18 protein-coding genes are annotated in these 14,190 nt (G+C 41.6%); 12 read left to right on the top strand and 6 right to left on the bottom strand.

All coding sequences use genetic code 11. The features are described 5' to 3' along the window. From fabK to FZC40_RS04490, 9 genes are read left to right on the top strand one after another with little or no spacing between them, the layout of a single operon-like run. A complete protein-coding gene (gene fabK / locus FZC40_RS04530) occupies positions 1-948 on the top strand; it encodes an enoyl-[acyl-carrier-protein] reductase FabK (protein ID WP_243135753.1) in 948 nt (315 codons plus the stop codon). Beyond that, complete coding sequence (locus tag FZC40_RS04525) at positions 936-1,877, top strand: ACP S-malonyltransferase (protein WP_148602738.1); 942 nt, start codon at positions 936-938, stop codon at positions 1,875-1,877. The genes fabK and FZC40_RS04525 overlap by 13 nt, the downstream gene beginning before the upstream one ends. Continuing rightward, positions 1,871-2,611, top strand: coding sequence for a 3-oxoacyl-[acyl-carrier-protein] reductase (gene fabG / locus FZC40_RS04520; protein WP_148602737.1), 741 nt, complete (start codon positions 1,871-1,873; stop codon positions 2,609-2,611). The genes FZC40_RS04525 and fabG overlap by 7 nt, the downstream gene beginning before the upstream one ends. A gap of 9 nt (positions 2,612-2,620) precedes the next feature. Continuing rightward, positions 2,621-3,871 (top strand): beta-ketoacyl-ACP synthase II, encoded by a 1,251-nt coding sequence (gene fabF / locus FZC40_RS04515; protein WP_148602736.1) that lies wholly within the window; start codon positions 2,621-2,623, stop codon positions 3,869-3,871. A gap of 2 nt (positions 3,872-3,873) precedes the next feature. After that, positions 3,874-4,347: an acetyl-CoA carboxylase biotin carboxyl carrier protein gene (gene accB / locus FZC40_RS04510; RefSeq protein WP_148602735.1), complete on the top strand. Its 474-nt coding sequence runs from the start codon at positions 3,874-3,876 to the stop codon at positions 4,345-4,347. After that, positions 4,344-4,760 (top strand): 3-hydroxyacyl-ACP dehydratase FabZ, encoded by a 417-nt coding sequence (gene fabZ, locus FZC40_RS04505; protein ID WP_148602734.1) that lies wholly within the window; start codon positions 4,344-4,346, stop codon positions 4,758-4,760. Before accB ends, fabZ begins: the two co-directional genes overlap by 4 nt. Positions 4,761-4,771: 11 nt before the next feature. Continuing rightward, positions 4,772-6,124, top strand: coding sequence for an acetyl-CoA carboxylase biotin carboxylase subunit (gene accC, locus FZC40_RS04500; RefSeq protein WP_148602733.1), 1,353 nt, complete (start codon positions 4,772-4,774; stop codon positions 6,122-6,124). Positions 6,125-6,139: 15 nt separating this feature from the next. Continuing rightward, on the top strand, positions 6,140-7,027 hold the full coding sequence (gene accD, locus FZC40_RS04495) for an acetyl-CoA carboxylase, carboxyltransferase subunit beta (protein ID WP_148602732.1): 888 nt from the start codon (positions 6,140-6,142) through the stop codon (positions 7,025-7,027). Next, positions 7,014-7,802: an acetyl-CoA carboxylase carboxyltransferase subunit alpha gene (locus FZC40_RS04490; RefSeq protein ID WP_148602731.1), complete on the top strand. Its 789-nt coding sequence runs from the start codon at positions 7,014-7,016 to the stop codon at positions 7,800-7,802. The genes accD and FZC40_RS04490 overlap by 14 nt, the downstream gene beginning before the upstream one ends. Positions 7,803-7,870: 68 nt before the next feature. On the opposite strand, the gene FZC40_RS17250 is transcribed toward FZC40_RS04490, so the two are convergent. The 5 genes from FZC40_RS17250 to FZC40_RS04465 form a co-directional block, all read right to left on the bottom strand. After that, on the bottom strand, positions 7,871-8,452 hold the full coding sequence (locus tag FZC40_RS17250; protein ID WP_207706698.1) for a zinc ribbon domain-containing protein: 582 nt from the start codon (positions 8,450-8,452) through the stop codon (positions 7,871-7,873). Between the two features lie 60 nt (positions 8,453-8,512). Continuing rightward, positions 8,513-9,004 carry a peptidylprolyl isomerase gene (locus FZC40_RS04480; RefSeq protein WP_148602730.1) on the bottom strand — a complete coding sequence of 164 codons (492 nt, stop codon included), beginning with the start codon at positions 9,002-9,004 and terminating at the stop codon, positions 8,513-8,515. A 165-nt stretch (positions 9,005-9,169) separates the two neighbouring features. Beyond that, positions 9,170-9,583: a Fur family transcriptional regulator gene (locus tag FZC40_RS04475; protein ID WP_148602729.1), complete on the bottom strand. Its 414-nt coding sequence runs from the start codon at positions 9,581-9,583 to the stop codon at positions 9,170-9,172. Between the two features lie 89 nt (positions 9,584-9,672). Further along, positions 9,673-9,957 carry an ArsR/SmtB family transcription factor gene (locus FZC40_RS04470; protein WP_148566013.1) on the bottom strand — a complete coding sequence of 95 codons (285 nt, stop codon included), beginning with the start codon at positions 9,955-9,957 and terminating at the stop codon, positions 9,673-9,675. A gap of 207 nt (positions 9,958-10,164) precedes the next feature. Continuing rightward, positions 10,165-10,683, bottom strand: coding sequence for a hypothetical protein (locus FZC40_RS04465; protein ID WP_148602728.1), 519 nt, complete (start codon positions 10,681-10,683; stop codon positions 10,165-10,167). A 270-nt stretch (positions 10,684-10,953) separates the two neighbouring features. On the opposite strand from FZC40_RS04465, the gene FZC40_RS04460 reads away from it, so the two are divergent. The 3 genes from FZC40_RS04460 (at position 10,954) to FZC40_RS04450 (ending at position 13,209) form a co-directional block, all read left to right on the top strand. Continuing rightward, positions 10,954-11,631: a LiaF transmembrane domain-containing protein gene (locus FZC40_RS04460; protein ID WP_148602727.1), complete on the top strand. Its 678-nt coding sequence runs from the start codon at positions 10,954-10,956 to the stop codon at positions 11,629-11,631. After that, entirely contained in the window at positions 11,628-12,473 is an 846-nt protein-coding gene (locus tag FZC40_RS04455; protein ID WP_148602726.1) for a DUF4097 family beta strand repeat-containing protein, read from the top strand. Before FZC40_RS04460 ends, FZC40_RS04455 begins: the two co-directional genes overlap by 4 nt. Positions 12,474-12,555: 82 nt before the next feature. Beyond that, positions 12,556-13,209, top strand: coding sequence for a YczE/YyaS/YitT family protein (locus FZC40_RS04450; RefSeq protein WP_148602725.1), 654 nt, complete (start codon positions 12,556-12,558; stop codon positions 13,207-13,209). 13 nt (positions 13,210-13,222) lie between these two features. Here the strand turns inward: FZC40_RS04450 and FZC40_RS04445 are convergent, their stop codons facing one another. Next, a complete protein-coding gene (locus FZC40_RS04445; protein WP_148602724.1) occupies positions 13,223-14,098 on the bottom strand; it encodes an SPFH domain-containing protein in 876 nt (291 codons plus the stop codon). Positions 14,099-14,190: the final 92 nt, after the last annotated feature.

Raw genomic sequence — 14,190 nt, 5'->3', positions numbered from 1 at the left:
ATGATAAAAACACCACTGTGTGATCTTTTAAATATTGAATTTCCCATTCTTCAAGGAGGAATGGCCTGGGTATCTGATGCCCAGCTTGCCGCTGCCGTATCCAATGCCGGTGGTTTGGGGATCATTTCTTCAATGAATGCCGATGAAAACTGGCTGCGACAAGAAATACATAAGGTCAAAAGCTTGACTGACAAGCCCTTTGGAATAAACGTCATGCTGATGAATCCCCATGTTGATAAAATCGCCCAGGTTCTCATTGAAGAAAAAGTACCGGTGATCACCACCGGCGCTGGAAACCCGGGAAAATTCATAAAGCTCTGGATAGCCGCCGGCATTAAAGTGATCCCGGTCGTTCCTTCCACCGGGCTGGCCCGCTTTGCCGAACGTGCCGGTGCAACGGCAGTCATCGCTGAAGGCGGTGAATCCGGCGGTCATGTCGGCGATATGGCCACCCTGCCGCTGGTTCCACAGGTCTGTGATGCCGTTTCCATTCCGGTCATCGCGGCCGGTGGCATCGGCGATGGTCGGGGCATTGCCGCGGCCTTGATGCTGGGTGCTGTTGGTGTTCAATTAGGGACACGATTCTTAGTCGCTGATGAAACCAATATCCATGAAAATTATAAAGACAAAATTATTAAAGCAAAGGACATCGACACGGTACTTACCGGAAAATCGTTAGGCCATCCCGTTCGAGCATTAAAAACGTCATTTACCAGAAGTTTTCTTAAAGCCGAAAACGACCCCTCAACCCCCAAAGAAACCTTGGAAGAATACGGTCGAGGCGCTCTGCGTATTGCCGCCCAGGAAGGGGACTCTCAAAATGGTTGTTTTATGGCCGGTCAAATTTCCGGATTGATTAAAGAGAAACAAAGCGCAAAAAACATTATCTTAACACTGGTAAAAGAAACCGAAACCGCCTTAAAAGGAGGACTTCAATGGGTAAAATAGCCGTACTCTTTCCAGGTCAGGGATCCCAGTTTATTGGAATGGGAAAACCATTATATGAACAGAGCCCTGCCTCGAAAAAAGTATTTGATCAAATTGAATCCCTTCGTGTCGGGACTTTAAAACTATGTTTTGAAGGTCCGCAAGAAGAATTGAATAAAACCATTAATACCCAGCCTTGTATTTTTGCTGTGGAGTTAGCTGCTTTGGCGGCTTTAAAAGCAATTGGCGTAGACATTCAAGGGCTTGCCGGCTTTTCATTAGGTGAAGCAACCGGTCTGGTTGCCGCCGATATGTTATCTTTGGAAGATGGCTTGAAATTCGTTATCAAGCGTGCTCAGGCGATGGAAGAAGCTGCTCATAAAACTGATGCTGCTATGGTCGTGGCTTTAAGGCGCAACAACACTCAGGTTGAAGCATTATGTTCAGAGTTCAATCAGTGCTATCCCGTTAACTATAATTGTCCCGGTCAACTAGTGGTGTCGCTATTAAAATCTGATGTAACGGCATTTGTTAAGCGTGTTAAAGATTCAGGCGGAAGAGCTATTCCGCTGAGTTTACCGGGCGGCTTTCATTCCCCTTTTATGACTTATGCAACTAAAATTTTAGAAAAAGAAATTTTCGAATTGACTTTTTCTAAAGGATCTAATCCCCTTTACTCTAATGTCGATGCCAAGCCATACCCGGAATCGCCCTTAGCTATCAGATCTAACATTCTTTACCAGATCAATCACCCGGTACTTTGGGAAAAAACAATCCGTAGAATGATCGATGATGGCTTCAAAACCTTTATTGAGTGTGGTCCCGGAACAACCCTGGGGGGCTTTTTAAAGAAAATAAATCCTGCTATCACTTACTATCATTGCGAGTCAATTTTCAAGGATTATATTGAAGCCAAAGATGCCGGAAAGGACTGGTCTTTCAAATGTTAACAGGAAAAACAGCACTAATAACTGGCGGTGCCAAAGGAATTGGCAGGGCTATTGCTCTGAAAATTGCTGAAGCACATGGAAATGTTGCGATTGTTTATCGTGGCAGCGAAAAAAGAGCCGAAGATACCAAAAATGAATGCCTTACCCTGGGAGTCAAAGCTCAGAGTTATCAATGTGACGTATCCGATTTTAATGCAACCAAGATTATGGTTGCCCAGATTATTAAAGATTTTGGCAATCTGGATATTCTTGTAAATAATGCCGGGATTACTAATGACAAGCTTTTGATTGCCATGAAAGAAGATGATTTTGACTCTGTCATTGCCACAAATTTAAAGGGCGCCTTTAACATGACCAAACATGTGGGCGCGTATCTATTGAAACAACGGAAAGGCCGAATCATCAATATTTCTTCGGTGTCAGGCCTGATGGGCAACATTGGACAATGTAATTATGCTGCTGCCAAAGCGGGACTCATTGGTTTAACCAAATCAACGGCCAAAGAAATGGCGTTGCGTGGAGTAACCTGCAATGCCATTGCCCCTGGTTTTATTGATACTGACATGACCAAAGATCTAAAACCTGAAATTCAGGCGGAAATTCTCAAGTTAATTCCGTTGAAACGTTTGGGACAGCCAGAGGATATTGCAAACCTCTGTGTATATTTAAGCAGTGAATATTCAAACTATATTACCGGAGAAGTCATCAAAGTTGATGGCGGTCTCTATATTTAGGAGTAATTAATGAAACGAAGAGTTGTCATAACAGGATGCGGTGCAATTTCCCCAGTGGGCAACACCGTGGACACCCTATGGAAAAACCTGGTTAACGGAAAATGTGGGATTGATTTTATTAAAAAATTCGACACCACTGATTTAAAAGTAACGATTGCCGGGGAAGTCAATGATTTTGAACCCCGGGACTATATTAAGAAAAACGAAATCCGAAAAACAGATCTTTTTACCCAATATGCCTTAGGCGCTGCCGTTCAGGCGATGGAAGACAGCGGTGTTCAGGAACACGTGGATCCAACCCGTTTAGGCGTCTACATGGGATCTGGAATTGGTGGCATTCACACCTTTATTACTGAATGCGAAAAAATGACCACCAAAGGACCTGGGCGAATCTCCCCTTTCTTCATTCCGATGATGATCTCCAACATTGCCGCCGGCTCCATCGCCATTCGCTACAATGCCCAAGGGCCCTGTCTGCCGGTAGTGACCGCCTGCGCCACATCAACAAACGCGATTGGCGAAGCCTACCGCGCCATTAAGCACGGGTATGCCGATGCCATTATCGCCGGCGGAACGGAAGCCAGTATTACCCCGCTTGCCATTGCCGGCTTTACGAATTGTATGGCTTTAACGACGGTTAACGATCCTACCCAGGCATCGATTCCTTTTGACAAACGCCGAAGCGGCTTTGTTATGGGCGAAGGTGCCGGAGCGCTTATTTTAGAAGATCTGGAAACAGCCTTAAAGCGCGGAGCAAAGATTTATGGCGAAATCGTCGGGTACGGAAATACCTGCGACGCTTATCATATCACCGCTCCCCACCCGGAAGCCATCGGTGGCGCTCGTTCCATTACCCAGGCCCTGGCTGAAGCCGTTGCTGCCGGAGTCATCCTTGAAGATTCACAGTTTTACATCAATACCCATGGTACCAGCACCCCCTTAAATGACAAATCAGAAACCATTGCCATTAAAAAAGCCATGAGTGATCACCTATCACGAACGCTGGTCAGTTCAACCAAATCCATGACTGGGCATATGTTGGGTGCGGCTGGCGCCATCGAAGCCATCGCTGCTATTATGGCCTTGAAAGATGGCGTTATTCCGCCGACCATCGGGTATGAAGAACCGGATCCGGATTGTGATTTAGATGTTGTTCCCAATGAAAAACGTTTGATCCAGAGCGATGTGGCGCTATCACTATCCTTGGGATTTGGCGGCCATAACGGTTGTTTGGCATTTGTAAAATATACAGAGGTGTAAATATGGAATTAACCACGGAAACAATCCAGATATTGGCTAAAGTCATGTCTGCCGAAAAACTAACCAGTCTTTCCATTGATCAGGGTAACCTTAAAATAGAACTGAAACGGGAGATTAGTTTGACTCAACCTTCAGAAAACTATTTTCAAGAGAGCGAGACCAAAAGTGTTTCGCACAAAACACAAATAGTTGAGGCTGAACCCATCGAACCACCAATTGACACTCAATGGAAAGAAATAAAATCGCCGATGGTCGGCGTCTTTTATCAAGGCAGCCAAGCGGATAAACCCCCTTATGTTTCGCGGGGACAGCATTTTGAAGAAGGTGATACGCTGTGTATCATCGAAGCAATGAAACTAATGAATGAAATTACCGCCGAAACATCCGGTACTATTATGGAAGTATGCGTTGGAAATGGCCAGATTGTCGAATATGGGCAGGTTCTGTATCGTATTAAAGAGGAAAATCAAGCATGAAACGTGAAGCATTAAAAAGCATATTACCCCATCGAGAGCCAATGCTCCTTATTGATGAGGCTGAAAAAGTTGATGAAACTACTGCAGTTGGCCGTTACACGGTAAAAGGTGATGAGTGGTTTTTACAAGGTCACTTTCCCGGAAACCCTGTGGTACCTGGTGTCATTCTTTGTGAAATCATGGCGCAGACCACGTGTGTATTACTTGCTGAAATCACTGGCACCAATAAAACGCCGTATTTTACCGGACTTAATAAAGTAAAATTTAGAAATAAAGTACTGCCAGGCGATACATTGGAAATTACCTGCCGTATTACCCGATCTAAACCACCTTTTTATTTTGCCAGTGGTTCCGGTTCCGTAAAAGGTAAAGTTGCTGTTGTCGGCGAATTTTCATTTGCCCTAATGGACTAAGGAGGAAACCTGTGTTTGATAAAATACTCATTGCCAATCGTGGCGAAATCGCCCTGCGAATCATCAGAGCTTGTAAAGAAATGGGCATTGCCACCGTCGCTGTTTTCTCAAAAGCGGATGAAGACAGCCTTCACGTCAGCTTGGCCGATGAGAGTATCTGTATCGGTCCTGCCCCTGTTACGGACAGCTACTTAAACATCTCCGCGATTTTATCAGCCGCCGTACTCACCGGCGCCGAAGCAATTCACCCGGGTTACGGTCTGCTTTCAGAAAATCCCAAATTTGCCCGTCTATGTGCCCAATGTGGACTTACCTTTATCGGACCAAACTGGGAGATTATCAAAAAAATGGGCGATAAGGATCAGGCCAGATCCACTATGGCCGCGGCCGGAGTTCCGATTGTACCAGGGACCGATATCATTGACGATCCTGACGAAGCTCAGAAAAAGGCCGATGAAATTGGCTATCCGCTCCTTGTTAAGGCCCGTTCGGGCGGTGGCGGCAAAGGCATTCGTTTAGTTGAAAAATCAGAAGATTTTATCAACGAATTTCAGCTGGCCCGTCAAGAAGCACAAAATACCTTTAACGATGATGGCGTCTATTTGGAAAAATTTTTAACCCATGTCAAGCATATTGAAATTCAGCTGCTCTGTGACCACTTCAATCATGTTGTGGCCCTTGGTGAACGGGAATGCTCGATTCAACGCAAGAATCAAAAGCTTTTAGAGGAAAGCCCCTCCCCATCCCTGACGCTTGAACTTCGTGAGTCGATGATGGCGGTCTCGCGAAAAGCTGCTCTATCCATCGGTTACGAAAATGCCGGAACCATTGAGTTCTTAATGGATGCCCAGGGGCATTATTACTTTATGGAAATGAACACACGACTGCAAGTGGAACATCCCATTACTGAAATGGTAACCGGGGTTGACATCGTAAAATGGCAAATTCGCATTGCCGCCGGCTTACCACTGACCTTTGGTCAGGAGGATGTTCACATCCAGGGGCATGCCATCGAGTGTCGGATCAATGCGGAAAACCCACTGCTTGATTTTAGGCCGAATTGTGGAACCATTAGTTTCCTCCATGTACCGGGGGGCCCCTGGGTACGCTTTGATACCCTGCTCTATCAAGGCTATACCATCCCACCTTACTACGATTCCATGGTTGGAAAACTGATCGTCCATTCCAAAACAAGAGAACTGACCATCCGGAAAATGAAAGCAGCCTTATGCGAATTAGTTATTGAAGGAATCGACCATACCAGCCAGATACAGCTCGATATTTTAAGTCATCCCCTATTTGTTAAAGGGGATTATTACACCGATTTTATGGAAAAAGAATTAGACAAACCCTTGTCTGAATAGGAAGGGAGTTTTTAAATGATTAGCAAAGGTCTATTTAAAAAACCAAAAAACGAACTAGAAGACCATCATTGGGTGAAGCGTCAAAGCGACCCTGCCATTCCTTCAGAACTTTGCCGCAGTTGTCCCTCATGTAAACAATTGAGTTTCACTTCGGATTTAGATAATAATTTTCATATCTGCCCTAAATGCGGCTATCATTTTCGCATTAATGGCCGGCAACGTCTGAATATGATTATCGATCCCGGCAGTTTTACCGAACATCATCAGAATCTCATTTCAACCAATCGATTGGAGTTTCCGGGATACGAAGAAAAATTGGAACAGGCCACCCTGTTTAGCCATGAAAACGAAGGAGTTATCACCGGCATCGGAAAAATTGGCGGCTATGATGTGGCTTTATTTGTCATGGAAGTAACCTTTATGATGGGTAGCATGGGACAAGTAGTCGGAGAAAAGATAACTCTTCTTTTTGAATATGCAACCGAACATCATCTCCCCGTCATCGGATTTACTGTTTCCGGCGGAGCCCGTATGCAGGAAGGCATGCTGGCTTTGATGCAAATGGCAAAAACAAGCGGCGGAGTAAAACGTCACAGTGATGCCGGTCTCTTGTATATTGCGCTCCTAACCGACCCCACGACAGGCGGTGTGACAGCCAGTTTTGCCATGGAAGCTGACATTACTTTAGCTGAACCAGAAGCTTTAATCGCCTTTGCCGGACCGCGGGTCATCGAACAGACCATTCGGCAGCGATTACCAAAAGGATTCCAACGAGCCGAATTTTTGCTTGAAAAAGGGTTCGTGGATGGGATTGTTCCCCGTAATATTCAAAAAGATGCCTTGATTAGATTGTTATCCCTCCACTCCATACCAAAAGGCGGTGACGACCATGGAAGCCTATAAACGAGTAACACTGGCGCGTAAGAAAACCCGCCCGACCGGGCAGGATTTTATAAACAATATTTTTACCGATTTTATCGAGCTTCACGGAGATCGCTGTTTCGGGGATGATCCGGCGGTCATTACCGGAATTGGCTATCTTTTAGATATGCCGGTAACGATTATCGCCCAGGAACGCGGGAAAAACACGAAATCGCGAATTAAACGAAACTTTGGTTCCGCTCATCCCGAAGGATATCGGAAAGCCCTTCGGCAAATGCATTTAGCTGAGAAGTTTAACCGTCCGATTGTTTGTTTGATCGATACCTCCGGAGCATTTTGCGGGATTGGTGCGGAAGAACGCGGTCAGGGGCATGCCATTGCCCAGAATCTGATGGAAATGATGAGCCTGAAAGTGCCAGTGATTTCCATTATTATTGGCGAAGGCGGCAGCGGCGGGGCTTTGGCTCTGGGTGTTGCCGACGAAGTTTGGATGCTTGAAAATGCCATTTATTCCGTGATTTCACCAGAAGGCTGCGCCAGTATCCTCTGGAAAGATTCTTCAAAAACAAAAGAAGCCGCTAATTGTCTTAAATTAACGGCCCAGGATTTACTGGAACTTGAGGTCATTGATAAAATCATCTCAGAAAACCATCGAGATTTCAAAAACGTGTATCGGGAATTAAAACTTAACCTCTATAAACGGTTTCGCAAAAGCCAAATTTTGTCTCCTGAAATCTTGACGCAAACCCGTTATAACCGGTTCCGAAAGTTCGGTGCCCTGGATATCACAAAATAATTAATAATCGGGGAACTCGTTTCAGCATTAAAAAAAGAACTGTCGCATTTGACAGTTCTTTTTTGTTTTTAATAATACCTCATTGAATGCATTGCTGAAGCAAGGATCATAACTACAATACTTGAAAATATAATCGAAAGAACAACGCCGATACCCATAAAGATTAATGCGGCCCAGGCAAAATGTTTTTTGTTAACATTTGTTTTTTCATCAACGCTCCAAATTATCAGCATAATTAGGTTGACAACCGGGATATAGGTCAGTAAAAGTGTCAGCATCCAGTCTCCCAGAGTCATAACTTCTTCAGTTTTAACAGTGACAGGCGATTTTTGAGGTGCCGTCTGAGCAGGCCCTGGATCATGTACAACATTTTCAGCAACAACGATCTCTTCCGCCACCACTTCATCAGCAGCGATTCCATCACCGATAATCTCATCGGCAACAATTTCTTCAGAAGATGTTTCATCATCTACGGTTTCAGGCACAATTTCTTTATCGGTAACATCATGAGAAAGATTTTCATGATCGAAAACGCCACTTGTGAAGTCTTCTTCAACAATATCTTTTTTTTCTAATTCTGCCCCACAATTACTACAAACGGTATCATCATTCCTTAAACCAGCATAACATTTTGGACAATACTTTGCCATTGCACTCACATCCTTTTTATTTTATTTTATCATATAAATATAATAATTTTAAAATATAATTTATGCTAAAACTTCAATCTTTTTGATCACTTGATTTTCATATGGTTTGTCTGACGGATCACGGTCAACCGCAACCACTGCATCAGCTGTTTCCATGCCTTTTGCCACCTTACCGAATGCTGCGTACTGACCATCCAAAAAGGGAGCATCCTCCACCATAATAAAAAACTGCGAACCCGCTGAGTTTGGCTGACCAGATCTGGCCATCGAAATCACACCGCGTTCATGCTTAATATCATTAGGAATAGCATTTCCGGAGAATTCGCCTTTAATATTATGTCCGGGCCCGCCAGTGCCATTGCCTAAAGGACATCCGCCTTGAATCATAAAGCCTGGTATTACCCGATGAAAAATCAAGCCATTATAAAAGCCATCTTTAACGAGGTTTAAAAAGTTTTCAACCGTAATAGGTGCAACTTCCGGATAGAGTTCGACCTCCATCGTTTGTCCATTTTCCATTTCTATTTTTACAATTGGGTTTGTCTCTGACATATTATCCTCCAAAATTTTAAATTCAATTTAATTTTTTATATCATCTATACTATACACTAAATCAGCTAAAATGAAAAGCGGAAAACAAACGGTCTTAAGATTTAGAAAATAAAAAAAGCCCGGCACCTATCGTGTCCAGACTTTTAAGTTTAATGCTTTAAAGAACTAAGCATAAAGGGATAATTCTATACGGTTTAAAGAAAATTGGTCAGGAAGCTTTTCCTTTAAATAACCAGATAACAATATTTCAAGTTCCGGGTCAAAATAATCACAGATTGCATTATCATTTTCATTATAGATATGAACATGAAACTTGGTGTTTGCATCGAAGCGCATCACTTCTTGATTATCTTTGAGTTTTAGAATCAATCCTTTTTCGGAAAATGTTTCTAAAATATTGTAAATAGTACCCACCGACATAATATAACCCTGGTTTTCAAGGGCTTCCATTAGCATTTCTGCACCGGGATGAGATGTCATTTCTGACAGTACTTTAAGGACACCAATACGTTGCGGGGTTGCCTTTAACCCCGCACCACGAATCATATCTGTATACATTTGAATTTGTTTACTTTTCATGAATAAGAATAACTCCTAATTAATAATTTGTATATTATTATATTATCAATTTGGTGTTTTGTCAAATAATTCAAACAAAATATTTGCTATTATTGTTCACCATATAATGCCCGAATAATATTCTGGGCACGTTCACTGACAACCTCATAATAAATTTCATTTCCAGTTCGTACACCTTTTACGATGCCAGCATTTTTCAACTTGGAAAGATGCTGTGAAACTCCTGATTGCGAAACCGCAAGGCATTCTTCCATATAGGAAACATTGCATCGACCATTTTCGATAAGTCCTTTTGTGATACAAAGTCGGATCGGATGTCCCAGTGCTTTTATTATTTCCGCAGTTTCCTCATAATCTTCTAAGTTCATATCCATAAATAACTCTCCCTCTTTCTGATAAACGAACTATTTTTGTATTGGCATACCATATTATTCTATCTATTAATAAGAACTTATACTCCTTATTTCTATTTGTTCATAGTGTTCTTATCTACTGATATCGACATTAGCGATCATTTGTTTAGCAATTATATAAAAAATAATTTCAGTCCTTTGATAACCGCCTTTACTGGTATCGGAAAGTTAATCAAACGAGTCCAATACAGCATCAAAAATTTGTATTTCATCAAAATCCGGATGTTCCACAATGATAACCAGCACTGCTTTTCCAATAAAATAAAGAAGATCATCCGTTGAAATGTTAAAACCATCTTCCTGAGCCAATTTAGCTAAATGTTCAAAAAGTCGATGTCGTTTTATTTCTTCATTATTGAGAACATATTCCTTTTTATTTTCAGTGCCATAAACCAATTCGTCAAACTTGCTAACGAGTCGATCCTTTAAACTAATTATCTCGCCTTTTTCGGCACTGAGTTTTTCTAATTTTCGTGCTGATCTTCCGTCGAGATCAATTATTCTTTGGAGCAGATCATCTTCAATGTTTTCTGGAATCATCGGAGATGCATAGTACCCCGCCGATACAAGCATTGGTTCATTATACCGAAAGCTGCCACCGGCAAGTAATTTTTCATTATACTCTGTCAGTGATTTACGGTTTTTCGCCAGATATTTTATAAATCGTTTAACTTCCGTTAATGCCATAAGTTACCCCTCCCACTGTTTTATTCGCAGACTGTAGTTGCTATTTTGTTAAACATTATCACATGCAAATATATTAATCAAGAGTATTGTTTTCTTTTCTGCCGTTAATTCTTTATTTTTACTTAATATTAATGATTGTATTTCATTATTGTGCTTTTTTAAAAAGCCAGTATACTTATACCTTCTTTTTTGTTTGTTTCATTACAAACTTGTAAAACTCGACAAAATCATGATATAATGATGAAAAATTTGGATAAAAAGGAAGTTAATATGAGAAATCGAGTTGGTAACTTGTTATGGGGCTTTTTATTAGTGGCCATCGGCCTGGGTTTTGCCGGTAATGCCTTTAGTTTATGGAATTTTCAACTATTTTTTGATGGTTGGTGGACTTTATTTATTATTATTCCTTGTGCCATCAGCATGTTTCAAAACGGAGTTCAACTTTGGAATTCCATTGGATTAGGAATCGGTGCGCTATTATTTGTATCTGCACAGGGCTATTTTAATGGCCAGTTGGTCGGGAATCTTATCTTTCCAATCATCATTATTGCAATTGGTTTGAGCATTATGTTTAAAGGAAAAATGAATAAAAATGTGAAAATGATAGAAAGTTTGAACAAAGACGGACTTTCAGAATACTCGGCTGTTTTTGGCGGTCAGGAATTAAATTTTCCTGGTGAAGAATTCAAAGGGGCCAACTTAACGGCCGTATTTGGCAGTATCACTTTAGATCTCAGACAAGCCATCATCAACGAAGATATCTGTATTTCAACCACGGCAGTTTTCGGCGGTGTCGATATTATGGTGCCAAACAACGTTCGTGTTGAAGTATCCGGCACGCCTATTTTCGGGGGCACCACAAATAAAGCAATGCAACCAATTGGAGAAAATCCCCCCACCGTCTATGTTAACAGCATCAGTATTTTTGGAGGCACTGAAATAAAATGAAATCAAACTTTGGATGGGTTAAATATTTAGCCATTGCCTTTGGCCTTGTTTTAGCATTAGGAATTATTTCCTCCCTTGTCCATGGTGGAATTTACGTATTAACAGGCTTAGGGTTAATTGAAAATAAAACACAACTTATTGAAAATGAAGCAGGTTCTTACAGTCAAGAATATACCGGAAGCTTAAGTTCCATTTCAATTGTCTATAACGTCGGTAGTCTGATACTTCAAACCAGTGATGAATTTAAAGTGGAAGGTACAAATCTATCGTCAGACTTAACGGCAAAAATGGAAGATGGTAAATTAATCATTCAGGAAAAGGGGCCCGACAACTTGCTGTCAAGTCTGTTTGACCAAAATAATGCCCCCAATTTGGTGGTAACCATTCCTAAAAGCTCGAAATTGGAAAGTGTCGATTTGGAATTGGGCGCTGGCAGGGGCGAAATCAACGGCATCACTACTGATAATTTAAGTATTTCCCAGGGCGCAGGGGAAATAACTGCTACCGATGTTCAAGCGAACGCTGGAGAACTCAAAGGCGGTGCTGGTTCCGTAAACTTTTCAAATGTAGCTCTTAAGGATTTTGACATTGATGGCGGGGTAGGACTTATTAAGATACAGGGAGCTATCACCGGAAAAATGAAAATAGACTGTGGCGTAGGTCAAACAAGTTTAAACATTTCCGGCAATCCGGATGACTATTTCATTAATGCTGATCAAGGTTTAGGAGCGATAACAATTAATGGTCAAAAAATTCCAGAAAAAGGTACCGGCTCAAAAACTGCATCTAATCGTATTGATATCAATGGTGGTGTGGGACCAGTCAATATCGTTTTTGATTAAAAAGCCGGAATCATTGGCTTTTGTATCTTCATCTTTAATTTTGTGTTATACTATAAACATTATTCGCAAATTGGAGATCATCATGAAAACTTATCTATTTCGATTTTTAAAATTAAACTTTGGCCTCTTTCTCTACGGATTAGGGATTGTGGTCACAATGAAAGGGAACGTCGGATATGCCCCATGGGAAGTTCTGCATAGCGGGATCAGCCAAACTCTGGGCATCAGCATTGGTTTAGTAAACACCGGAGTCGGTGCGATCATCGTCGTCATTGTCTGTCTGTTAGGGGAAAAAATCGGTCTGGGTACCATCTTTAATATGTTCATGATTGGTCTTTTTATGGATTTAATTCTTAAATCAAATATCATTCCCCTAATGCATAACTTTTGGCTTGGTTCACTTGTCATGATTCTCGGACTTTTTATTATTTCTCTGGGAACTTACTTTTACATTTCATCCGCTTTTGGAGCTGGTCCCAGGGACAGCCTGATGGTAGCGGTGACACGAAAAACAGGGTTTCCTGTGGGATTATGCCGTGGCATCCTGGAAGTCAGCGTCGTCATTGTTGGCTGGCTTTTAGGTGGGATGGTTGGCCTGGGCACCCTGCTTTCAGCTTTTGCCATCGGTTTTTGTATCCAAGTCACCTTCAAAGTACTCCGATTTGATCCTACCCTGGTTAAGCACGAAACATTTGGGGGGATGGTAATAAACATCCGTAATTTAAAGGAAAAATAGCCCAAAAAAACAGTTACTTCATATTTTTCGATCTTTCAACCGGTAAAACACCAGACATTTCCCCAATGACATTAATGAGTTGTGTATCAGACGGAATCACAATCTTGGCATTATTTTTCAACGCTATTTCAGTTGTTTCTAATTTTTTTAATAGTTGCGCATTTCCTACAAAATAGAGCTCAGCAGCTTCATTAACCAGTTTAATTGCCAGAGCTTCACCTTCAGCCGCAAGAATTTGTGACTGTTTAATTCCCTCAGCTTTCTTAATTTCTGCTCGTTTAACCCCATCGGCTGTTGTTTCTGCCGCCGTTGCAAAATCAATTGCGGCAACTTTTTCATTTTCAGCTTTAACAACCTTGTTCATGGTTTCCTGAACATCTTCAGGCGGATCAATTTCTCTTAATTCAGCTCGTACGATATCAATTCCCCATTTATCGGTCTCTTCCTTTAGCGTTACCAATAAATCCGTATTGATGATGCTTCGTTCGCTATTAGCCGATTTCAAAGTCATCGTACCAATGATGTTACGTAAAGTCGTTCTAGCGAGATTGACAATTTGATTTTTGTAATCATTTACATTATATACCGAATCTTTAACACTTTCTTCATCCGATTTAACTCTAAAGTAAATCTGAGCATCAACGGTAGCATTAAGATTGTCATTCGTAATAATAACCTGAGGTTCCGCATTAAACATCTGCTCAGTAACATTCACCACATATAGTCTCTGCACACCAATAATTATCCAATGATAGCCAGGTTCAGCAAACTTTGTGTACTTACCCAATGTTTCAATAAGTCCTCGGCTGGTGGGTCTGACGATGCGAATACCGGCTAAAAATACGGCCAGGACAAGGACCACAACAAGAACAATTATAAAATAAATCATGTGTTTTACTCCTTCTTTTTTAGTATTTCTTTAATTGGCTCTATTATATACGATCCTACTAGCTTTGTAAATTTTTATACTGCTATTTTACA

Origin of the sequence: Acetobacterium tundrae (assembly GCF_008086615.1) — a bacterium.
GTDB classification, from domain to species: Bacteria; Bacillota; Clostridia; order Eubacteriales; family Eubacteriaceae; genus Acetobacterium; species Acetobacterium tundrae.
Note: the sequence above shows the minus strand (reverse complement) of the source record. Positions and strands in the feature narration are given on the sequence as shown.

Bases quoted from the DNA above. Each gene is read 5' to 3' on its own strand.
- FZC40_RS04490 (WP_148602731.1), top strand. From the start codon at position 7,014: ATGGAAGCCTATAAACGAGTAACACTGGCGCGTAAGAAAACCCGCCCG.
- FZC40_RS04455 (WP_148602726.1), top strand. From the start codon at position 11,628: ATGAAATCAAACTTTGGATGGGTTAAATATTTAGCCATTGCCTTTGGC.
- fabK (WP_243135753.1), top strand. From the start codon at position 1: ATGATAAAAACACCACTGTGTGATCTTTTAAATATTGAATTTCCCATT.
- accD (WP_148602732.1), top strand. From the start codon at position 6,140: ATGATTAGCAAAGGTCTATTTAAAAAACCAAAAAACGAACTAGAAGAC.
- fabG (WP_148602737.1), top strand. From the start codon at position 1,871: ATGTTAACAGGAAAAACAGCACTAATAACTGGCGGTGCCAAAGGAATT.
- fabZ (WP_148602734.1), top strand. From the start codon at position 4,344: ATGAAACGTGAAGCATTAAAAAGCATATTACCCCATCGAGAGCCAATG.
- FZC40_RS04450 (WP_148602725.1), top strand. From the start codon at position 12,556: ATGAAAACTTATCTATTTCGATTTTTAAAATTAAACTTTGGCCTCTTT.
- FZC40_RS04475 (WP_148602729.1), bottom strand. From the start codon at position 9,583: ATGAAAAGTAAACAAATTCAAATGTATACAGATATGATTCGTGGTGCG.
- FZC40_RS04465 (WP_148602728.1), bottom strand. From the start codon at position 10,683: ATGGCATTAACGGAAGTTAAACGATTTATAAAATATCTGGCGAAAAAC.
- FZC40_RS04480 (WP_148602730.1), bottom strand. From the start codon at position 9,004: ATGTCAGAGACAAACCCAATTGTAAAAATAGAAATGGAAAATGGACAA.
- FZC40_RS04460 (WP_148602727.1), top strand. From the start codon at position 10,954: ATGAGAAATCGAGTTGGTAACTTGTTATGGGGCTTTTTATTAGTGGCC.
- FZC40_RS04525 (WP_148602738.1), top strand. From the start codon at position 936: ATGGGTAAAATAGCCGTACTCTTTCCAGGTCAGGGATCCCAGTTTATT.
- FZC40_RS17250 (WP_207706698.1), bottom strand. From the start codon at position 8,452: ATGGCAAAGTATTGTCCAAAATGTTATGCTGGTTTAAGGAATGATGAT.
- accB (WP_148602735.1), top strand. From the start codon at position 3,874: ATGGAATTAACCACGGAAACAATCCAGATATTGGCTAAAGTCATGTCT.
- fabF (WP_148602736.1), top strand. From the start codon at position 2,621: ATGAAACGAAGAGTTGTCATAACAGGATGCGGTGCAATTTCCCCAGTG.
- FZC40_RS04470 (WP_148566013.1), bottom strand. From the start codon at position 9,957: ATGGATATGAACTTAGAAGATTATGAGGAAACTGCGGAAATAATAAAA.
- FZC40_RS04445 (WP_148602724.1), bottom strand. From the start codon at position 14,098: ATGATTTATTTTATAATTGTTCTTGTTGTGGTCCTTGTCCTGGCCGTA.